This is a genomic window from Polaromonas sp. C04 (genome assembly GCF_002002705.1).
Classification (GTDB): Bacteria; Pseudomonadota; Gammaproteobacteria; order Burkholderiales; family Burkholderiaceae_C; genus Rhodoferax_A.
In genome coordinates, this window is the sequence record NZ_MUNS01000014.1 from 1 (window position 1) to 20,794 (window position 20,794).

17 protein-coding genes and 2 tRNA genes are annotated in these 20,794 nt (G+C 63.9%); all 19 read right to left on the minus strand.

Going from position 1 to position 20,794, the window contains the following annotated elements; genetic code table 11:
* Window positions 1-62: 62 nt before the first annotated feature.
* The gene (locus B0E49_RS19925) at window positions 63-341 is read right to left on the minus strand and encodes an Abi family protein (RefSeq protein ID WP_144264380.1); all 279 of its coding nucleotides are present in this window, start codon (window positions 339-341) and stop codon (window positions 63-65) included.
* A gap of 251 nt (window positions 342-592) precedes the next feature.
* Window positions 593-668: transfer RNA gene (locus B0E49_RS00255), tRNA-Phe, on the minus strand.
* Window positions 669-720: 52 nt separating this feature from the next.
* Window positions 721-1,395 carry a response regulator gene (locus B0E49_RS00260; protein WP_077559974.1) on the minus strand — a complete coding sequence of 225 codons (675 nt, stop codon included), beginning with the start codon at window positions 1,393-1,395 and terminating at the stop codon, window positions 721-723.
* Window positions 1,396-1,435: 40 nt separating this feature from the next.
* Complete coding sequence (locus B0E49_RS00265; protein WP_286137713.1) at window positions 1,436-3,715, minus strand: sensor histidine kinase; 2,280 nt, start codon at window positions 3,713-3,715, stop codon at window positions 1,436-1,438.
* Window positions 3,712-4,314: a DUF4390 domain-containing protein gene (locus B0E49_RS00270; protein WP_286137714.1), complete on the minus strand. Its 603-nt coding sequence runs from the start codon at window positions 4,312-4,314 to the stop codon at window positions 3,712-3,714. Before B0E49_RS00270 ends, B0E49_RS00265 begins: the two co-directional genes overlap by 4 nt.
* Window positions 4,304-5,650, minus strand: coding sequence for a 16S rRNA (cytosine(967)-C(5))-methyltransferase RsmB (rsmB, locus tag B0E49_RS00275; RefSeq protein WP_077559975.1), 1,347 nt, complete (start codon window positions 5,648-5,650; stop codon window positions 4,304-4,306). Before rsmB ends, B0E49_RS00270 begins: the two co-directional genes overlap by 11 nt.
* Before the next feature lie 61 nt (window positions 5,651-5,711).
* On the minus strand, window positions 5,712-6,986 hold the full coding sequence (locus B0E49_RS00280) for an NAD(P)/FAD-dependent oxidoreductase (RefSeq protein WP_077559988.1): 1,275 nt from the start codon (window positions 6,984-6,986) through the stop codon (window positions 5,712-5,714).
* A gap of 12 nt (window positions 6,987-6,998) precedes the next feature.
* Window positions 6,999-7,307, minus strand: a complete 309-nt coding sequence (locus tag B0E49_RS00285; RefSeq protein WP_077559976.1) for a c-type cytochrome — start codon at window positions 7,305-7,307, stop codon at window positions 6,999-7,001.
* 235 nt (window positions 7,308-7,542) lie between these two features.
* Window positions 7,543-8,103: a LemA family protein gene (locus tag B0E49_RS00290; RefSeq protein WP_144264381.1), complete on the minus strand. Its 561-nt coding sequence runs from the start codon at window positions 8,101-8,103 to the stop codon at window positions 7,543-7,545.
* Between the two features lie 119 nt (window positions 8,104-8,222).
* A complete protein-coding gene (gene rpoC / locus B0E49_RS00295) occupies window positions 8,223-12,449 on the minus strand; it encodes a DNA-directed RNA polymerase subunit beta' (protein ID WP_077559978.1) in 4,227 nt (1,408 codons plus the stop codon).
* Between the two features lie 134 nt (window positions 12,450-12,583).
* Window positions 12,584-16,696 (minus strand): DNA-directed RNA polymerase subunit beta, encoded by a 4,113-nt coding sequence (gene rpoB / locus B0E49_RS00300; RefSeq protein WP_077559979.1) that lies wholly within the window; start codon window positions 16,694-16,696, stop codon window positions 12,584-12,586.
* 307 nt (window positions 16,697-17,003) lie between these two features.
* Window positions 17,004-17,378 carry a 50S ribosomal protein L7/L12 gene (rplL, locus tag B0E49_RS00305; protein ID WP_077559980.1) on the minus strand — a complete coding sequence of 125 codons (375 nt, stop codon included), beginning with the start codon at window positions 17,376-17,378 and terminating at the stop codon, window positions 17,004-17,006.
* A gap of 23 nt (window positions 17,379-17,401) precedes the next feature.
* On the minus strand, window positions 17,402-17,926 hold the full coding sequence (rplJ, locus tag B0E49_RS00310) for a 50S ribosomal protein L10 (RefSeq protein WP_077559981.1): 525 nt from the start codon (window positions 17,924-17,926) through the stop codon (window positions 17,402-17,404).
* Window positions 17,927-18,189: 263 nt separating this feature from the next.
* Entirely contained in the window at window positions 18,190-18,885 is a 696-nt protein-coding gene (gene rplA / locus B0E49_RS00315; RefSeq protein WP_077559982.1) for a 50S ribosomal protein L1, read from the minus strand.
* On the minus strand, window positions 18,886-19,317 hold the full coding sequence (gene rplK, locus B0E49_RS00320; RefSeq protein ID WP_077559983.1) for a 50S ribosomal protein L11: 432 nt from the start codon (window positions 19,315-19,317) through the stop codon (window positions 18,886-18,888).
* Between the two features lie 194 nt (window positions 19,318-19,511).
* Window positions 19,512-20,099, minus strand: coding sequence for a transcription termination/antitermination protein NusG (gene nusG, locus B0E49_RS00325; RefSeq protein WP_077559984.1), 588 nt, complete (start codon window positions 20,097-20,099; stop codon window positions 19,512-19,514).
* Window positions 20,099-20,482, minus strand: coding sequence for a preprotein translocase subunit SecE (secE, locus tag B0E49_RS00330; protein WP_077559985.1), 384 nt, complete (start codon window positions 20,480-20,482; stop codon window positions 20,099-20,101). Before secE ends, nusG begins: the two co-directional genes overlap by 1 nt.
* A 107-nt stretch (window positions 20,483-20,589) precedes the next feature.
* Window positions 20,590-20,665, minus strand: a tRNA-Trp gene (locus tag B0E49_RS00335).
* A 12-nt stretch (window positions 20,666-20,677) separates the two neighbouring features.
* Window positions 20,678-20,794 (minus strand): EF-Tu C-terminal domain-related protein (locus B0E49_RS00340; RefSeq protein WP_502688686.1); only part of this gene is annotated, 117 nt, incomplete at its 5' end.

Consider the following 20,794-nt stretch of genomic DNA (forward strand, 5'->3'; position numbering starts at 1 on the left):
CGCACGGCCTCTGTCGATTGCGAAGGCGGCACCGGCTGGCGTGTCCCGTTTGCCATGCTGCGTCATGTCATGGACATCTGACTCAACAAGGTCAGGTCGTCAACGACGGTGTTCGTCGAACTATTACGATCGAATGTGGCTCCCTTGCGAAAAGCATGCTCTCCAGGCGCCGGACGATCATTCTCAGCAACTTCGTATGGAAGCCAATAGGCGCGGAGGCGGTAGTAGTTGACGTGCTGGAGGACTCGTATCGCCTTGCTTTCGTCCTCGATCGTCAAGCCACGTTTTTTGAGCAACTCGATTTGCTCAGGCACCTTGAGGGGCGGTTTGCAGAACTCCATGAGATTTCGACCGCCCCTTTTCGTCGCGCCCAAAAAGAAACCCGCCGGGGTGCGCTTCGTCGAGAGGCGTGGCGGGTGTTGTTGCTATGGAGTTTATAGCGTTATGCGCTAACGCTTAAGTGGTTTTGACTATCAAAAAACACATAATGCTAGGGATACTCTATCGGTTAAGAGGCGTCTCTTGTAGAAGACAAACCGCCTTTTGTAGAAACGCCCCAGAACCCGAAAAGGGCGCTGGGGCGCATGGATGCTGGTGGCCTGGGGCGGAATCGAACCACCGACACAAGGATTTTCAATCCTCTGCTCTACCGACTGAGCTACCGGGCCAGAGCCGGCGATTATAGCAGGCGTGCGGCGCGCTTTTCTCAACGGGGCAGCATCAAGCCGCGCTGCGTTTGCCGCGCGACAGGTCCACGCCCAGTTGCTTGAGCTTGCGGTACAGGTGGGTGCGCTCCAGGCCGGTTTTTTCAGCCACGCGGGTCATGGAGCCGCCCTCCTTGGCCAGGTGGAATTCGAAGTAGGATTTTTCGAATTCGTCGCGCGCGTCGCGCAGCGGTTTGTCGAGCTCGAAGCTCTGGCACCCCTGCGGCCCCTGGTCGACTACTGCCGGCAACGAGAGCCCGCTCGCGGCGGCTTCCACCATGAGGTCGGCAGGTGTGGGCACGAGGGCGACCACGGGTTTGCGCGGATTGCTGCGTGCCAGTCCAGCCTCGACGGCCTTGAGCAGTTTTTGCAGGGTGATGGGTTTTTCCAGAAACGCCTGCGCGCCGATCTTCGTGGCTTCGACCGCGGTATCGATCGTGGCGTGGCCGCTCATCATGATGACGGGCATGGTCAGCAGCCCGCCGATGGACCACTCCTTGAGCAGCGTTACGCCATCGGTGTCGGGCATCCAGATGTCGAGCAGCACCAGGTCGGGCCGGCTGCGGCCACGGGCTGTGCGCGCCTGGGCCGCGTTCTCGGCCAGTTCGACGTTGTGGCCTTCGTCGTTGAGGATTTCGGAGAGCAGATCGCGAATACCCAGTTCGTCGTCGACCACCAGTATGTTTGCCATGATTTCAGCGCTGTCCCTCGGAGTTGACGGCGCACCAGGACTACCCCGACGCCGTGCTGTCTATGGCGAATGATAACGACACTTGCGCACCCTGGACGACACCATCAACCACGCGGTTCGAGAGGTCGATGCGGGCGCCGTGTTCATCGGCGATTTTCTTCACCACCGCCAGCCCCAGCCCGGTGCCCTTGGCCTTGGTCGTGACATAGGGCTCGAAGGCCCGGTTCAGGATGTGCTCGGGAAAACCGGGGCCGTTGTCCTGCACCGTCAGGCGCACCTGCTGGGCCGGCGCCAGCCACTGCGTGCGGATGGTCACGCGCGCGCGGCGCTGGCCCGCGGCGCCGGTCTGCGTGGCGTCCTGGGCATTTTGCAGAAGGTTGTGCACCACCTGCCGGATTTGCTGGCTGTCACCGCGGATCGGCGGACAGGCGGCGTCCAGCTCGACGTGCACCGGCGCGGGCGCGTGCTCGCTCTCGTACAGGTGCACCACGTCACCGATCAGCGCATTCAGGTCCAGCGGACGCAACTCGGCGGCGGGCAGCCGCGCGTAGTCGCGAAACTCGTTGACCAGCCGTTTCATCGCATCGACCTGGTCCACGATGGTCTTCACGGACTTGGTCAGCAGCGCCTGTTCGGGCGCAGCCACCTTGCCGGTCAGTTTCATCTCGAGACGCTCGGCCGAGAGCTGGATCGGGGTCAGCGGATTCTTGATCTCGTGCGCCAGCCGGCGCGCCACCTCGCCCCAGGCCTGGGCGCGCTGGGCCGACACGATCTCCGAAATATCGTCGAACACCAAAAGCCTGGACGCCCCCGGTAGTTCTGCACCTCTAGCTACCAAAGTAATAGCATTGTGAGGCGACCCCGGCTGTGCGGCATTGAGCTCGAACGACTGCTGCCAGTGGTCCACGCCATGCTCCATGCGCCCGCGCAGGAACGCGTCGAAGTGCGCCTGCACGCTGCGGGCAAAGTCTTCCAGCCCGGGGATGTCGGCCAGCGGCCGGCCCTCGAAGGCCGCCAGCGGCGCGCGCAGGATGCGCGTTGCGCCGGGGTTGGACGACTGGATCACGCCATGCGCATCGAGCACGATGACGCCGGCGGTCAGGTTGTCCAGAATGGTCTGCAGGTTGGCGCGCGAGGCATCGACCTGGTCCATGCTGCGGTTCACGGCGGCGCGCGCATCGGCGAGTTGCTGCGTCATGTCGGCAAACGAGCGCGTCAGGCCGCCGAGCTCGTCCTTGCCCTGCAGCGCGGCCTTGGGCGTGAGGTCGCCGGCGGCCACCTGGCGCACGCCTTCGGCCAGCACCAGCAAGGGCCGCGCGAGCTGGTTGCCCAGCAGCACCGCCAGCAGCACGGCGCCAAACATGGCCAGGAACAGGCTCAGCGTGAGCGTGCCGATGTACATGCGGCGCAGGCCGTCGCGCGCCAGCGCGCGCTCCTGGTATTCGCGATTCGCCTCCTGCACCGCGATGGCATTGGCCACCAGCGCGGGTGGCAGAATTTGCGTCACCTGCAGGAAGCGGGGCTCGGCCAGCAGCCCCATGCTGGAAGAGTTGGCCAACGCAATGACCTTGATGCGCGCATTCGTGACGGCGGCCGAGCCGACGTCCTCCAGCCCCTCGATCTGCGACACCACGCGCTGGCTGCGGGCGTTGCGCAGCTGCTGGTTGCCCGGGCGCTCCGGGTTGAGGTCGAAGCGCGACTGGCCGACGCCGGCAATCAGGTGCCCGCTGGCGTCCCACAGCACCACGTCGCTGGCCGCCAGCTGGTCGCGGATGCGCTCCAGCGTGAGTCCGGCCGTGGCGTTGGGCACATCGGCCAGCTGGCTGGTGGCGGCGCGGGTCTTGCTGGCCAGGTCGTTGCTCAGGGTGTCGAGCGTGGCGCGCCCCAGGCCGACACCGGCATCCAGCGCGCTCTCCACCTTGACGTCGAACCAGCTCTCGATGGAGCGCGAGACGAACTGGTAGGACACGACGTAGATCAGCAGGCCCGGAACAAACCCCACCAGCGCAAAGATCGCGGCCAGCTTGACCAGCAGGCGGCTGCCGAACCTGCCGCGGCGCAGGCGCAGCGTGAGCCGGATCGCCATCCAGACAATGACCGCCAGCAGCAGCCCCGCCACCACCACGTTGAGAATGAACAGGCGCCCGTAGTAGCGCTCGTACAGCTCGCGGTTGTTGGTGGCCTGGGTCAGCAGGAACATCAGCACCAGGCCGATCGCCACCATGGCGGCGGCGCCGACCACGACCGCCCAGCGAAATGCGCGTGATTTTCGCCTCAGCAAGCGATCAGCCGGGTCCGGCTGACCCCGCAGGCTGTTCACCTGGAATTCTCCACCGTCAGGCGCTGGTTACGGCTGGCGGCAATGTTCCAGTCGGCCTCGCCGACCGCGCCAATCTGGAATGGCCGCGGCAGTTGCGACACATCGAGGCGGAACCGGAAGTCCACGTTGTAGCGCGTATCGGGCTCGATCGCGGAGGCCTCGGCGATCTTCCAGTGCGAGATGCGCTGGATGGCCGCCAATGCATCGGGCAGCGATTCGAAGTTCTGGTTCAGCGTGACGCCCAGCCCCACATTGGTAATGACGTTCGGCGACACGTTCAGGCGCCAGCCGCGGGTCAGCGGCTGGTAGGCCAGCCGCATGTGGCGCGCAACGCTGGCCACCCGCTTGTCGTACCAGTACCAGCGGTCGCGAAAGACGTCGGCCTCGACCACGAAGAACATCGGTATCCCCTTGAGCAGCGCATCCTCGACGATGGTGGACAGCTCGAATTTGACACCCGCCGTGAGGTAAACGCCATCGCTGTCGGTCTCCAGCCGCAGTTGGCTGACCTCGGCGGGAGCATTTTCGGCATGGGCCGGCACCAGGGGGACCAGTGCGAGGAACACACACGCCAGCAGCGCGGCCAGCTCAAGCCGCACGTTTTTCCAGCAGCGCGTAAAAAAAACCGTCGTGATCACCTGCCTGATTGTCCGGGACGCCGTCGCCGTTTGCCCCGATTTGAGGCATTAAATGGCCCGGCGACGGCAGTAACGTGGCATCGGTGTTGTGTGTAACAAACGTTTGTATCTGATCGTATCCTTCGGCCTTGAAAACCGAGCAGGTGCAGTACAGCAGGCGTCCGCCCGGCTTGAGTAGCGGCCACAAGCTTGCGAGCAGTACCGCCTGGATCGCGGCCAGTTGCGCAATATCGCTCTCGCGGCGCAGCCAGCGCACGTCCGGGTGCCGGCGCACGATGCCCGAGGCGGTGCACGGCGCGTCCAGCAGGATGGCGTCGAACGGCTCGCTGTGGCACTGCTGCGGCCACCAGGTCTCGGGTTTCATGGCGTCGGCGGCGACCACGCTGGCGTGCAGCCCCAGGCGCTGCAGGTTCTGGTGGATGCGCTCGCAGCGTGCCGGGTCGATGTCCAGCGCCGTCACGCGGGCGTCGTCGGCCCGTTCCAGCAAATGCGCGGTCTTGCCGCCGGGGGCGGCGCAGGCATCCAGGATGTGCAAATCGCGCCTGCCCTCCCAGCCGGCCAGCAGCAGGGGCGCGGCCCGTTGGGCGGCCGCGTCCTGCACCGACACCTGGCCCTCGGTGAAGCCCGGAATGGCGCCGACCGGCATCGCCTTGTGCAGCACCACGCCGCTCTCCCCAGCCTGGGTCGCTATTATATTTGTAGCACTCAGTGCATGAAGGTATTGGGCTAAAGCCACTTTTCTCTGATTTACCCGCAGTGTCATGGGGGCGTGCGTGTTGTTGGCGCGCAGGATCTCCTGCCAGTGCGCGGGGTGGTCCTTCTGCAGCCGCGCGATCCACCAGCGCGGGTGGTTCCAGACGGCGACCGGGTCGCTGTCGGTCGCCGCCACCAGGGCCGCGCGCTCGCGCAGGAAGCGGCGCAGGCAGGCGTTGATGAAACTGGCCTGCCGGCGCGTGGCGGGGTGGCGTTTGGCGGCTTCCACCGCCTGGTCGACCAGCGTGAAAGCGTCATACGGCGCGCCCTCCTCGCGCCAGGCCAGCGCCAGCGCGGCGCACAGGAGCGCATCGGCCTGCGCCGGCGGCGCGCGTTGGGCCAGCTGCTGACGCAGCGCCTGCGCCCGGCCGAGCCAGCGCAGCACATGAAAGACCAGCGCCTGGACCCCGGGCCGCAGCCCGGGCTCTACATGATTCAGGGCTGCAGTCCCCGACTCGCCTGCACGGATAGCTACCAAAACCGTAGCAACCGCATTCAGCTGGCGCCACAGGGGCGGCGCGCCGGGGGACGCAGGGGTGCTCACTGGAGTACCTTCGTGCTGCGCACTGCGGTGCGAGCTTGCTTGGGGCGGCCCGGCGCGGCGCTCATGCCAGGGTATCCGCCCAGATGTTGCGCGCCCAGCTGAAGGCGTAGGCGCCTTCGCGCTCAGACGGGCGCTCGCTCAGGCCGCCGGAGCCTGGCACGCTCAGATAGGTCTGCTCGGCCGCGTTGTAGGCGTGAACGCTGGCCACGTGCACGGCACGCCGGTCGTCCACGAAGCTGTAGCAGGTGTTGGTGAGCAGGGGCGCGGGATTCACCGGCCAGCCCGCGAGTTGCGCCACGATGGCCGCCGCCGCGACCTTGGCCTGGCTGTTCGCCATGTGGCCACTCTTGGGCATCAGCGGCGCAATCTGGATCGAGTCGCCCAGCACGAACACGTCTTTGGCGGCGGTCGACTCGAAGGTCTGGTAGTTCACGCCGCACCAGTGCCGGTTGGCCTGGTTGCTCAAGCCCGCCTGCACTGCGATGGCGCCCGCGCGCATGGGCGGCAGCACGTTGATGACGTCGGCGCGCACATCATCCTGCACCTCGAACTTGATCAGTCCGGCCCTGGCATCCACCGCGGTGGTGTTGTACTGGGGCCGGTACTCGACCATGCCCCGGTAAGGCCCAGCCCACGCGGCCTTGAACAGCGCAGCCTTGGAGGTCACGTCCGGATTCGCATCGAGAATCAGCACCTTGGATCTAGGCTTGGCCTGTTTGAAATACCACGCCACCTGGCAGGCGCGCTCGTACGGGCCGGGCGGGCAGCGGTACGGCGCCTCGGGAATGGTGATGGCATACACACCACCCTCGGGCATGGCCTGCAGCTGGCGGCGCAGCGCGGCGGTCTCGGGGCCGGCTTTCCAGGCGTGCAGGATCTGTCCCGCGGCATGGGCCGCCGGCAAGCCTTCGATGGCGCCGTAGATAAACTCCACGCCGGGCGACACCACCAGCTTGTCGTAGGCGATAGCTGCGCCACCGGCCAGCGTGACGGTTTTGCGGGCCGTGTCGATGGCGCTGGCCCGGTCGCGCACGACGGTGATGCCGTGCCGGCGGCGCAGTGCGTCGTAGGGCGTGGTGATGTCCGCCATCTGCCAGCTGCCGCCCAGCACCAGGTTGGACATGGGGCAGGAGACGAACGCGGCGTCCGGCTCGATCAGCACCACGTCGATCTTGTGGTTCGAGAACAGCCGCACATACCGGGCCGCCGTGGCGCCGCCGTAGCCGCCGCCAATGACGACCACCTGGGCCCTGGACGGTACGGCGCGGCTGGCGCAACCGGCCAGGCCGAGCAGGCCGGCGGCAGCAGAAGATTGCAAAAGGGAGCGGCGTTGCAGGGACATGTGTCGCTACGGCCTCTGGCTCGCAAAGTAGCCGGCGACCTGTTCGATCTGCACATCGCTGTAGCCCATGCTGATTTGTTGCATCACCGTGGCGGTCCGCGCTCCCGATTTGAACGCGTGCAGGCGGCGCACCAGATCATCCTTGTCCATGCCGGCCAGTGCGGGCACGCCGGGCCCGGCCACGGCGCGGCCATCCGTGCCATGGCAGGCGGCGCAGGTGGCGGCCAGGCTCTGCAGATACAGCGCCTGCGGATCTTGCGCCATGGCCGCGCCGCCGGCCAGCAGGGCTGCGCCCATCGTCCATTTGAATTTCATGCCACCGCCCTCCTGGTTGCGCGACTCTCCGCCCCGCTCAACCCCGTAGTATCCATGCGAACGCCGCGAAGGGCCGCCCCGAGCAAGTTCAGCCCCCTCGGGGGCCGGGCCGAAGCGTCATGCCTCGGCACGTGCATAGCGTAGACCCGGCATGGGCTCGCTTCACTGTATAGCTGCGCGCACGGACGTTGCGCGAGCCCAGCGTAGTACGCGCAGCGACAAGCGTGGGGGCCAGTCATAGCGGTCGCGCGGCCTTGAAGCCGAACACCCAGGCCAGCAACAGCGCGGGAAACTGGGCAATGGCGGCGTTGTAGTGCGTCACAGCCTGGTTGAAGGCTTCGGCGGCAGCGCGCACGTGCAGCGCCCCTTGCTCCCACTGGGGTTGTACGGTCTCGGGCAGCGGCGCACCGGCCGGATCCAGTGCCGTCAGTTGCATGCGCTGCCAGGTGGCGTCGAGCACGCCCCTGGCGGCCGCCAGCGCGGCCATGGCCCGGGCATCCAGCGGACGTGCCCGCGCCGCGGCCAGCGATGCGGCCAACTGCGCAGCCGCACTGCGCAGGCCGATCCACAGCAGGGCCACGTCGTCGAGCAGTTCCCCGGGCTGGGTCAGCAAAGAGGCGTTCATGGACGCAGGCAGGCACGATTGCAGCAGCTGGAGTTGCTCGAGCAGACGCGCATCGAGCGCGGCAAAGGCCTGCCGTGCGGCCGAGCGCAGCCGCACCATGCGGTTGTAGGCGCCGACGGACCAGAACAGCAGTACCCCAAGCCCCGGCCACAGCACAAAAGACGACATCATCTTTCATACCCCTTGGCCACCCGATGACGGCGGCCCGTTTTCACATCAACATAAAAAAGCGCCCCGGGCCCTTTTGTATTGGGCACGAGGCGCTACTATTTTAATAGCGAATTCGCTATTTAATCGGCTGCCGCCCCTTCGCTGGCTTCGGTCGCCGGCGCCGGCTCGGACAGGCTGGCCAGCTCCGCGGCCTCGGCCTCGGCGATGGCGCGGCGCTCGGCCTCGTCCATCTGGTCCTTGGCCTTGCGTGCCTGGTGGTACGCCATGCCGGTGCCGGCGGGAATCAGGCGCCCGACGATGACGTTTTCCTTCAGGCCGCGCAACTCGTCGCGTTTGCCCATGATGGCGGCTTCGGTCAGCACGCGCGTCGTTTCCTGGAAGGAAGCGGCACTGATGAAGCTGTCGGTGGACAGCGAGGCCTTGGTGATGCCCAGCAGCAGGTTGGTGAAGGTCGCGGGGATCTTGCCTTCGCCGCGCAGGGCGTCGTTGGTGTTGAGCATCTCGCTGCGTTCGACCTGTTCGCCGGCAATGTAGTGGCTGTCGCCCGCGTTGTCGACCACGACGCGGCGCAGCATCTGGCGCACGATCACCTCGATGTGCTTGTCGTTGATCTTCACGCCTTGCAGGCGGTACACGTCCTGCACTTCATCGACGATGTAGCGCGCCAGTTCCTCGGAGCCCAGCAGGCGCAGGATGTCCTGCGGATCGGCCGGGCCGTCCACCACGGACTCGCCCTTGTTCACCACCTGGCCCTCGTGCACCAGGATGTTCTTTTCCTTCGGCACCAGGTCTTCCCACACCTTGCCCTCGGGGTCGGTGATCTGCAGGCGGATCTTGCCCTTGGTCTCCTTGCCGAACGACACGGTACCGGTCATCTCGGCCAGCACGCCCTTGTCCTTGGGCGAACGGGCCTCGAACAGCTCGGCCACGCGCGGCAGACCGCCGGTGATGTCACGCGTCTTCTGGCCTTCGACCGGAATGCGCGCCAGCACCTCGCCGGGACCCACGTCCTGGCCGTCGCGCACCTGCACCAGCGCACCGATCTGAAAGCCGATGGTGACCGAGTGATCGGTGCCGGGGATCTTGACCTCCTGGCCCTGCGCATCGATCAGCTTGACCTGTGGCCGCACCACCTTGGTCGAGCCGCGGCGTTTCGGGTCGATCACCACCATGGTGGACAGGCCCGTGACTTCATCGACCTGCTTGGCCACCGTCAGGCCTTCTTCGACGTTTTCAAACTTGGCCTGGCCCGCGAACTCGGTGATGATCGGGCGCGTCAGCGGATCCCAGTTGGCCAGGATCGTGCCGGCCTTGATGGCCTGGTCGGCCTTCACCGTCAGCGTGGCGCCGTAAGGCACCTTGTGGCGCTCGCGCTCGCGGCCATGCTCGTCATGGATGACGATTTCGCCGGAGCGGGCGATCACCACCAGTTCGCCGCGGCTGTTGGTCACGTAGCGCATGGTGGCGTTGAAGCCGATCACGCCGTTGGACTTGGCTTCCACGCTGGAGGCGATCGCCGCCCGCGAGGCCGCGCCGCCGATGTGGAAGGTCCGCATCGTCAGCTGCGTGCCGGGCTCGCCGATCGACTGCGCCGCAATCACGCCGACCGCCTCGCCGCCGTTGATCAGGCCGCCACGGCCCAGGTCGCGGCCATAGCATTTGGCGCAGATGCCGAAGCGTGTTTCGCAGGTCAGCGCCGTGCGCACCTTGACCTCGTCAACGCCGACAGCGGTCAGCTCATCGATGATGTCCTCGTCGAGCATGTCGCCTGCCTGGACCAGCACCGCGTGATTCTCGGGGTGCAGCACATCTTCGGCCGCGGTACGCCCGAGGATACGGTCGCGCAGCGACTCGATCACCTCGCCGCCTTCGACGATGGCGCGCATCAGCGAACCGTTGTGCGTGCCGCAGTCGTGCTCGGTCACCACCAGATCCTGCGTCACGTCCACCAGGCGGCGCGTCAGGTAACCCGAGTTGGCCGTCTTCAGCGCCGTGTCCGCGAGACCCTTGCGGGCGCCGTGGGTGGAGATGAAGTACTGCAGCACGTTCAGGCCTTCGCGGAAGTTCGCGGTGATGGGCGTCTCGATGATGGAGCCATCAGGCTTGGCCATCAGGCCGCGCATGCCGGCCAGCTGGCGGATCTGCGCGGCGGAACCGCGCGCGCCCGAGTCGGCCATCATGTAGATGGAGTTGAACGACTCCTGGTCGACTTCCTTGCCGTGGCGGTCGATGGTCTTTTGCTTGGCCAGCTGGGCCATCATGACCTTGGAGACCTCGTCGCCGGCCTTGCCCCAGATGTCCACCACCTTGTTGTAGCGCTCGCCGGAGGTCACCAGGCCGGACACGTACTGCTGCTCGATCTCTTTGACTTCCTTCTCCGCGCGCTCGATGATGGCCGGTTTTTCCTTGGGCACCAGCATGTCGTCGATGCTGATCGAGATGCCGGCCTTGGTCGCCAGGCGGAAACCGTTTTGCAGCAGCTTGTCGGCAAACACCACCGTCTCTTTGAGGCCGCACTTGCGGAACGAGACGTTGATGAGCTTGGAGATTTCCTTCTTCTTCAGCGCCTTGTTGATGTTGGAGAACGGCAGGCCCTTGGGCAGGATTTCGCTCAGCAGGGCGCGCCCGGCCGTGGTTTCCCACAGCTGGGTCGAGGGCACGAACTCACCGGTTTCCTTGTCCTTGGTGTACTCGGTCAGGCGCACATTGATTTTGGCGGTCAGTTCGACCTCACCCGCATCGAAGGCGCGCCGGACTTCCCCGGTGTCGGAGAAGATCAGGCCTTCGCCCTTGGCGTTGATGCGCTCACGCGTGGTGTAGTACAGGCCCAGCACCACGTCCTGTGACGGCACGATGGAGGGCTCGCCATTGGCCGGGAACAGCACGTTGTTGGAGGCCAGCATCAAGGTGCGCGCCTCCATTTGCGCTTCCACCGACAGTGGCACGTGAACCGCCATCTGGTCGCCGTCGAAGTCGGCGTTGAACGCCGCGCACACCAGCGGGTGCAGCTGGATCGCCTTGCCTTCGATCAGGATGGGCTCGAAGGCCTGGATGCCCAGGCGGTGCAGCGTGGGCGCCCGGTTCAGCATGATGGGGTGCTCTTTGATCACCTCTTCCAGGATGTCCCAGACCACCGGCGTGCCGGACTCGACTTCCTTCTTCGCGGCCTTGATGGTGGTGGCGATGCCCATGGCTTCCAGGCGCGAGAAGATGAAGGGCTTGAACAGCTCGAGCGCCATCAGCTTGGGCAGGCCGCACTGGTGCAGCTTGAGCGTCGGGCCCACGGTAATCACCGAACGGCCCGAGTAGTCGACGCGCTTGCCCAGCAGGTTCTGGCGGAAGCGGCCGCTCTTGCCCTTGATCATGTCGGCCAGCGACTTCAGCGCACGCTTGTTGGCACCCGTCATGGCCTTGCCACGGCGGCCATTGTCCAGTAGCGAATCGACCGCTTCCTGCAGCATGCGCTTTTCGTTGCGCGCGATGATTTCCGGGGCCTTGAGCTCCAGCAGGCGGCGCAGACGCGAGTTGCGGTTGATCACGCGGCGATACAGGTCGTTCAGGTCGGAGGTCGCGAAGCGGCCGCCGTCCAGCGGCACGAGCGGACGCAGATCGGGCGGCAGCACCGGCAGCACGTCGAGCACCATCCACTCGGGCTTGATGCCGGACTTGCGGAAGGCTTCCATCACCTTGAGGCGCTTGGCGTTCTTCTTGACCTTGACTTCGGAGCCGGTCAGATCGCCACGCAGCCGCTCGATGGAGGAGTCGAGATCAATCGCCTGCAGCAGGTCCTTGATGCCCTCGGCGCCCATCTTGGCGACAAACTCGTCGCCGTATTCCTTGCGCTTTGCATCAAAATCGTCCTCGGACATGATGCTGAACTTTTTCAGCGGGGTCATGCCGGGGTCGGTCACCACATAGGCTTCGAAATACAGCACGCGCTCGATGTCGCGCAGCGTCATGTCGAGCACCAGGCCCAAACGGCTGGGCAGCGACTTCAGGAACCAGATGTGGGCGCAGGGCGCGGCCAGGTCGATGTGGCCCATGCGTTCGCGGCGCACCTTGGTCTGCGTGACTTCCACGCCGCACTTCTCGCAGATCACGCCGCGGTGCTTGAGGCGCTTGTACTTGCCGCACAGGCATTCGTAGTCCTTGATGGGCCCGAAGATCTTGGCGCAGAACAGGCCGTCGCGCTCCGGCTTGAACGTGCGGTAGTTGATGGTCTCGGGCTTCTTCACCTCGCCGAAAGACCAGGAACGGATCTTTTCGGGCGACGCCATGCCGATCCGGATGGCATCGAAATGCTCATCGGGCGTGAATTGCTTGAACAGGTCGAGTAGTGATTTCATGTGACTCTTTCCTTCTTAATCAGTTGAGGACAGAGCAGATTGCGGCGCAATCCTGGTCTGTCCCGCAAACCATCTCATCTGTTGAGGACAGAGCAAAAATCGCTGCGCGATTTCTTGGTCTGTCCCGCAAATCATCATGAGCGTTCAAGTTCAATGTCGATGCCCAGGGAACGGATTTCCTTGACCAGAACATTGAACGATTCCGGCATCCCGGCTTCAATAGCGTGCTCGCCCTTGACAATGCTTTCGTACACCTTGGTACGCCCTTGCACGTCGTCGGACTTGACGGTGAGCATTTCCTGCAGCGTGTAGGCCGCGCCGTAGGCTTCCAGCGCCCACACTTCCATCTCGCCGAAACGCTGGCCGCCGAACTGGGCCTTGCCGCCCAGCGGCTGCTGCGTGACCAGGCTGTAAGGACCGGTCGAGCGCGCGTGCATCTTGTCGTCCACCAGGTGGTGCAGCTTCAGGAAGTGCATGTAACCCACCGTCGTCGGCCGCTCGAATGCGTCGCCGGTACGGCCGTCATACAAATGAGCCTGGGTGCGCGCTTCGGTCAGGCCCTTGCGGCGGGCGACATCGTCGGGATACGCCAGCTTGAGCATGGTGCGGATTTCCTCTTCGGACGCGCCATCAAACACCGGCGTTGCAAAGGGAACACCGCCCGACAAATTGCCGGCCATTTCCAGCACTTGCTCGTCCGACAGCTTGGACAGGTCTTCCTTGCGGCCGGTGCTGTTGTACAGGGTGTCCATGAACTGGCGCAACTCGGCCACCTTGGCCTCGGCCTGCAGCATGTCGCCGATGCGCCGGCCAATGCCCTTGCCGGCCCAGCCCAGATGGACCTCGAGCACCTGGCCCACGTTCATGCGCGACGGCACGCCCAGCGGGTTCAGCACGACGTCGCACGGCGTGCCGTCCAGCATGTAAGGCATGTCCTCGATCGGCACGATCTTCGACACCACGCCCTTGTTGCCGTGGCGCCCGGCCATCTTGTCACCGGGCTGCAGGCGGCGCTTGACGGCCAGGTAGACCTTGACCATCTTGAGCACGCCCGCGGGCAGCTCATCACCCTGCGTGAGCTTCTTGCGCTTTTCTTCGAACGCCAGGTCGAAGCTGTGGCGGGTCTGCTCCAGCGAGTTCTTCAGGCTCTCCAGCTGCGCGGCCACATCGTCCTCGGCCGGGCGAATATCGAACCAGTGGAATTTCTCCACCGAGGCGAGGTAGGCCTTGTCGATCTTCGTGCCTTTGGCGAGTTTTTGCGGGCCGCCGTTGGCCGCCTTGCCGGTGAGCAGTTTCTCGATGCGGTCGAACGCATCGGCTTCGACGATGCGCAACTGGTCGTTCAGGTCCAGACGGAAGCGCTTGAGTTCGTCGTCGATGATCTGCTGGGCGCGCTTGTCGCGCACGATGCCTTCGCGCGTGAAGACCTGCACGTCGATGACCGTGCCCTGCGAGCCCTGGTCGACACGCAGCGAGGTGTCCTTCACGTCGCTGGCCTTCTCGCCGAAGATCGCGCGCAGCAGTTTTTCTTCGGGCGTCAGCGTGGTCTCGCCCTTGGGTGTGACCTTGCCGACCAGCGTGTCGCCCGGCATGACTTCGGCGCCGACGTAGATGATGCCGGACTCGTCCAGGCGGTTCAGCTGCTGCTCGGACAGGTTCGGAATATCACGCGTGATCTCCTCGGCCCCGAGCTTGGTGTCGCGCGCCATCACCACCAGTTCCTCGATGTGGATCGAGGTGTAGCGGTCTTCGGCGACGACACGCTCGCTGATCAGGATCGAGTCTTCGAAGTTGTAGCCGTTCCAGGGCATGAAGGCGATCAGCATGTTCTGCCCGATCGCGATCTCGCCCAAGTCGGTCGAGGCGCCGTCGGCAATCACGTCACCCTTGGCCAGCTTCTCGCCCTTCTTCACGATGGGGCGCTGGTGGATGTTGGTGTTCTGATTCGAACGCTGGTACTTGATCAGGTTGTAGATGTCCACACCCACTTCGCCGGCTTGCGCCTCGGCGTCGTTGACACGGATCACGATGCGGGTGGCATCCACATAATCCACCACGCCGCCGCGACTCGCCGTCACCACGGTGCCGGAGTCCACCGCGGCCACGCGCTCGATGCCGGTGCCGACCAGCGGCTTTTCCGGACGCAGCACAGGCACGGCCTGACGCGACATGTTGGCGCCCATCAGGGCGCGGTTGGCGTCATCGTGTTCGAGGAACGGCACCAGCGAGGCAGCCACCGACACGATCTGCGCGGGCGACACGTCCATGTACTGGACACGCTCGGGGCTGCACAGGATAGATTCGCCGGCTTCACGCGCGGAGACCAGTTCACCCGTGAGCTTGCCGTCCTTGTCCAGCAGCGCATTGGCCTGGGCGATCACGTATTTGCCCTCCTCGATGGCCGACAGGTAGTCGATCTGCATCGTGACCTTGCTGTCGGCCACACGGCGGTACGGCGTCTCGATGAAGCCGTATTCGTTCAGGCGCGCATACAGGGCCAGCGAGTTGATCAGGCCGATGTTCGGGCCTTCGGGCGTTTCAATCGGGCAGACGCGGCCATAGTGCGTGACGTGCACGTCGCGCACCTCGAAGCCGGCGCGCTCGCGCGTCAAGCCGCCCGGGCCGAGGGCCGAGACGCGGCGCTTGTGCGTGATTTCCGCCAGCGGGTTGGTCTGGTCCATGAACTGCGACAGCTGGGATGCGCCGAAGAACTCCTTCAACGCCGCAGAAATCGGCTTGCTGTTGATCAGGTCGTGCGGCATCAGGGGCTCCTGCTCGGCCTGACCCAGACGTTCCTTCACGGCCTTCTCGATACGGGCCAGGCCGGTGCGGTACTGGTTTTCTGCCAGTTCGCCGACGCAGCGCACACGGCGGTTGCCGAGGTGGTCGATGTCATCGACCTCGCCACGGCCATTGCGCAAATCCACCAGGATCTTGACCACGGCGAGGATGTCCTCGTTGGTCAGCACCATCGGGCCGGTCGACTCGGCACGCCCCATCTTGGCGTTGAACTTCATGCGGCCCACGCGCGACAGGTCGTACGTGTCCGGGTTGTAGAACAGGCGCTGGAACAGGGCCTGCACCGCGTCTTCCGTCGGCGGCTCGCCGGGGCGCATCATGCGGTAGATGGCCACGCGGGCGGCAAACTCGTCCACCGTTTCGTCGATGCGCAGCGTCTGCGAGATGTAGGCGCCCTGGTCGAGCTCATTGGTGTAGATGCACTGCAGCTCCTGCACGCCGGCGGTGCGCAGCTTCTTGAGCAGGGCTTCGGTCAGCTCGTCATTGGCCTTGGCAATGATCTCGCCGGTGTCGCCGTCCACGATGTTGCGCGCGACGATGCGGCCCACCAGGAAATCTTCCGGTACGCTGATGTGCGTGGTCTCTGACTGTTCGAGTTCGCGCGTGTGGCGCGCGGTGACGCGCTTGTCCTTGGCGACCACCACCTTGCCCGACTTGTCGGTGATGTCGAAGCGGGCGACCTCGCCGCGCAGGCGTTCGGACACGAACTCCATCTGCGCGCCGCTGTCCATCAGGCGGAAGTTGTCGTTGACGAAGAAGTTCGCGAGGATCGATTCCGGGTTCAGGCCAATGGCCTTGAGCAAAATGGTGACTGGCATCTTGCGGCGGCGGTCCACGCGGAAATACAGCATGTCCTTCGGGTCGAACTCGAAATCCAGCCACGAGCCGCGGTAGGGAATGATGCGGGCCGAAAACAGCAGCTTGCCCGAGCTGTGCGTCTTGCCCTTGTCGTGCTCGAAAAACACGCCCGGCGAGCGGTGCAACTGCGACACGATCACGCGCTCGGTGCCGTTGATGATGAACGAGCCCTTGTCGGTCATGAGCGGCACTTCACCCATGTAGACTTCCTGCTCTTTCACCTCTTTCACGACCTTGGATTGCGAGGTCGAAGACTCGCGGTCATAGATGATGAGCTGCACCTTGGCACGCACCGCCGAGGCAAACGTCAAGCCACGGGTCTGGCATTCGCGCACATCGAACGCGGGCTTGGCCAGGTTGTATTCGAGGTACTTCATCTCGACAAACCCGTTGTGCGAGACGATGGGGAAAGCGGCCGTGAATGCGGCCTGCAGACCTTCGATGGTGCGCTTTTGCGGCGCCACATCGGCTTGCAGGAACGCCGTGTAGGCGTCCTTTTGCATTTGCAGCAGGTAGGGAACTTCCAGCACGCTGTCGCGGCTGCCGAAACTTTTGCGAATCCGCTTGCGTTCGGTATATGAATAGGCCATGAGATCTCCGGGCTATGAGGTCTTTGGCGACTGTCGCGTTGAGCGCTTAAACCAGCTGGGGGCAGAGCGGCGCCATCGGCCGGTCCATCCCCAAACTCTCAACATTCTTGGTGGTTGGCCACTACCAACCATTGGCGGACGGCGATGCATTGCACATCGCCCGAACCAAGGCATCTTCTGCAGTCGGAGCCAGAAGACACTAAAAAACAGCGTGGGCACGTTGCTTTTTGGTGCGCTCTGCGAGCGGCTTAACAAGCGCGAAAGGCTGGAGGCCTTTTCGGGCGCTCCAGCCTTGGACACGGGTCGATTACTTGAGTTCGACCTTGGCGCCAGCGTCTTCCAGTTTCTTCTTGGCAGCTTCGGCGTCGGCCTTGGCAATGCCTTCCTTGACGGCCTTCGGAGCGCCGTCCACCAGGTCCTTGGCTTCTTTCAGGCCCAGGCCGGTGATTTCGCGCACGGCCTTGATGACCTGCACCTTTTGGGCGCCGGCTTCGAGCAGCACGACGTTGAATTCGGTCTGCTCTTCAGCGACCGCAGCCGCCGCACCGCCAGCGGCCGCGGGAGCCGACATGGCTGCAGCGCTCACGCCAAACTTCTCTTCGATGGCTTTCACCAGCTCGTTGAGTTCCATGACCGTCATGCTGTCCAGCGCGGTCAAAAATGCGTCTTTATCGAATGCCATTTTGATTTCCTAACTATATTGGTTCAAGCTGCGGCGGCTTCGGCTGCGGGAGCAGCCTGGCCTTCGCCACGTTTTTCCGCCAGCGCGGCCAGCACACGGGCCGTCCGCGAGATCGGGGATTGCATCAAGCCCAGCAATTGCGCCAGCAAAACTTCCTTGGGAGGAATGCTGGCCAGTTGCTTCACGCCGTTCACGTCCAGGGCTTTTCCGCTCAATGCGCCACCGCGAATCACCAGCTTGTCGTTGGTTTTCGCGAAGTCAGCCACCACTTTTGCGGCAGCCACGGCATCGACAGAGAAGCCATAGATCAGCGGGCCGGTCATCTGGTCGGACACCACCTCAAAAGCGCTGCCGGCGACAGCACGGCGAGCCAGGGTGTTTTTCAACACACTCAGGGTCACACCATTGCTGCGCGCGCTGGAGCGCAATTTGGTCATGTCAGCGACCGTGATGCCGCGGTATTCCGCCATCACGAGCGTTTGAGCTTTTGCGGCGAGGCTGGTCACATCATTGATGACCGCTTCTTTCTCACTGCGATTAAGACTCAAGGTCTACTCCTTCAAAATGTGCCGCCAGTCCCTCATGACCGGTCAACACGCCTCATTGCAGCGACCAACTGTTTCAGAAATCTCACAATTCCATCTGCAGAGGGATCGCCATCTGCGTTGGCCTGAGCCCTCGGGCGAACCCCGGCTCCGTGATTAAGTGCAGCACCTGCACACCAACGGTCTTGGATGGCCTGCGGCGGTCTTTCAACCCCCGCAGCCCACCACACCGGGCCCCCCTTTCGGGCGGCCCGAATCTCCTGCGATTACGCCGAGATGGTTTGCGTGTCCACGCGGACACCCACACCCATCGTTGACGACACCGCGATCTTCTTCAAATAAACACCCTTGCTGGAGGCGGGCTTGGCCTTGGCCAGCGCATCCACCAGTGCCGCCAGGTTGCCTTGCAGCTTGTCGGTATCGAACGAGCGCCGGCCAATGGTCGAATGCACAATCCCGGCCTTGTCGACGCGGAACTGGACCTGACCGGCCTTGGCGTTCTTCACGGCCGTGGCCACATCGGGCGTCACGGTCCCAACCTTGGGGTTGGGCATCAAGCCGCGCGGGCCCAGAATCTGGCCCAGCGTGCCGACCACGCGCATGGCGTCGGGCGCGGCAATCACCACGTCGAACGGCATGTCGCCGGCTTTCACCATGGCCGCCAGATCGTCCATGCCGACAATGTCGGCGCCGGCGGCCCTGGCTTCTTCCGCCTTGGCGCCCTGGGCGAACACGGCCACGCGCTTGGTCTTGCCCGTGCCGTTGGGCAGCACGACGGCGCCGCGCACCACCTGGTCCGACTTCTTGGCGTCAATGCCGAGCTGCACGGCCACATCGATGGATTCATCGAACTTGGCGGTAGCACATTCCTTGATGATGGCCAAAGCGTCAACCAGCGGGTACAACTTGTTGCTGTCGACCTTGCCGGCGTAGGTTTTTTCACGTTTTGTGAGCTTGCTCATTTACACGCCCTCCACAATCACGCCCATGGAACGGGCAGAGCCGGCGATGGTGCGAACCGCGGCGTCCAGATCGGCAGCCGTCATGTCCTTCATCTTGGTCTTGGCGATCTCTTCGAGCTGGGCCCGCGTGATCTTGCCGACCTTGTCGCTCTGCGGACGCGCGGAGCCCTTGTCGATCTTGACGGCCTTCTTGATCAGGATCGTCGACGGCGGCGTCTTGATGATGAAGGTAAAGCTCTTGTCGGCAAAGGCGGTGATGACCACCGGCAGCGGCAGGCCCGGCTCCACGCCCTGGGTCTGGGCGTTGAACGCCTTGCAGAACTCCATGATGTTCAGGCCGCGCTGGCCCAGTGCCGGCCCGATGGGCGGCGATGGATTGGCTTTACCAGCTGGCACTTGCAGCTTGACAAAGCCGACGATTTTTTTCGCCATGATTTTCTCCTTGCGGGTACTGACGCCTGGGTCCAGCACCTGGGCTGGAACCGCGGCTCCCCGGGGTTAACGACTCTTCTTGCCCTGGACTTTGCGCCGAGTCGGGAAGCGCGAAGTCTCTTTCGATCGGTTGGGGTCAGAGCACGAGTTTTGCTTTGCAAAATCGTGGTCTGACCCACAAAATCCTAGGTCTTTCAGGTTTTCTCAATCTGGCTGAATTCCAGCTCCACCGGTGTGGCCCGGCCAAAAATCGTGACCGAGACACGAACCTTGCTCTTCTCGTAATTGACGTCCTCCACCGAACCATTGAAGTCGGTGAACGGGCCCTCCTTGACGCGCACGTATTCGCCCACCTCGAACTCGACCTTGTGGCGCGGCTTCTCGGTGCCTTCCTGCATCTGGCTGACGATCTTCTGGACTTCTTCCTCAGAAATCGGGGCCGGGCGATTCTTCGCGCCGCCCACAAAACCCGTCACCTTGTTGGTGTGCTTCACCAGGTGCCAGGTCTCGTCGTCCATCACCATTTCGACAAAAACATAGCCGGGGAACAGGCGCCGCTCGGTGGTTTTCTTCTGGCCGTTCTTGACTTCGACCACTTCTTCGGTCGGCACCAGGATGCGGCCAAACTTGGCCTGCATGGCGCCGCGGTTGATGCGCTCGGTAATATTGCGCTCAACGGCTTTTTCCATGCCCGAGTACGCATGCACGATATACCAGTGCATGTCGGGATTCGCCGGTGCTGCGAAGGCCTCTGCGGCCGGGGTTTCTACCACATCAGTCATTATTTTTTCCACCCCAGAATCAGGTCATAAAACACCCACTCGAGGGTCTTGTCGGTCAGCCAGAGGAACAACGCCATGATCACGACAAAGGCAAACACATAGGCCGTCATTTGCATGGCCTCCTTGCGCGTCGGCCAGACCACTTTCTTGACTTCGCGCACGGAATCGCGCCCGAAAGCCGTGAACTGCCTGCCCGTCTCGGAGACCATGAACAGCACAACCGCCGCGCCCAGGCACACCAGCAACCCGGCCCACTGGGCGATCGGTCCCTGCTTGCCGAGCAGGTAGTAAGCCACCACCGCCCCGATGACCAGAACCGCCGCAATGGCAAGCTTGGCCTTATCGGCGACGGTACTGACGGTTTCAACTTGTGACGTGGCCATTTTTGGCTTGTTCCTGCTTGTTCGGCTGCTTCAAATTCAGGGCGCCCCTTCTGGAGACGCCGAAGCCCGTCAGGTCATGACGGGCTTTTTTGCCACCCTTTGGGAGGTGGCAGGGGCGGAAGGAATCGAACCATCAACCTTCGGTTTTGGAGACCGACGCTCTGCCAATTGAGCTACGCCCCTACAACAAATCGATTACGCGATAATTTTTGCCACCACGCCGGCGCCCACGGTCTTGCCGCCTTCGCGGATGGCAAAGCGCAGGCCTTCTTCCATGGCGATCGGGTTGATCAGCTTGACGGTGATCGTCAC

Coding starts and splice junctions, on each gene's coding strand:
- secE (WP_077559985.1), bottom strand. CDS start 20,482: ATGGCCACGTCACAAGTTGAAACCGTCAGTACCGTCGCCGATAAGGCC.
- B0E49_RS00290 (WP_144264381.1), bottom strand. CDS start 8,103: ATGATGTCGTCTTTTGTGCTGTGGCCGGGGCTTGGGGTACTGCTGTTC.
- rplA (WP_077559982.1), bottom strand. CDS start 18,885: ATGAGCAAGCTCACAAAACGTGAAAAAACCTACGCCGGCAAGGTCGAC.
- rplK (WP_077559983.1), bottom strand. CDS start 19,317: ATGGCGAAAAAAATCGTCGGCTTTGTCAAGCTGCAAGTGCCAGCTGGT.
- rplL (WP_077559980.1), bottom strand. CDS start 17,378: ATGGCATTCGATAAAGACGCATTTTTGACCGCGCTGGACAGCATGACG.
- B0E49_RS00260 (WP_077559974.1), bottom strand. CDS start 1,395: ATGGCAAACATACTGGTGGTCGACGACGAACTGGGTATTCGCGATCTG.
- rpoB (WP_077559979.1), bottom strand. CDS start 16,696: ATGGCCTATTCATATACCGAACGCAAGCGGATTCGCAAAAGTTTCGGC.
- rpoC (WP_077559978.1), bottom strand. CDS start 12,449: ATGAAATCACTACTCGACCTGTTCAAGCAATTCACGCCCGATGAGCAT.
- B0E49_RS00285 (WP_077559976.1), bottom strand. CDS start 7,307: ATGAAATTCAAATGGACGATGGGCGCAGCCCTGCTGGCCGGCGGCGCG.
- B0E49_RS19925 (WP_144264380.1), bottom strand. CDS start 341: ATGGAGTTCTGCAAACCGCCCCTCAAGGTGCCTGAGCAAATCGAGTTG.
- nusG (WP_077559984.1), bottom strand. CDS start 20,099: ATGACTGATGTGGTAGAAACCCCGGCCGCAGAGGCCTTCGCAGCACCG.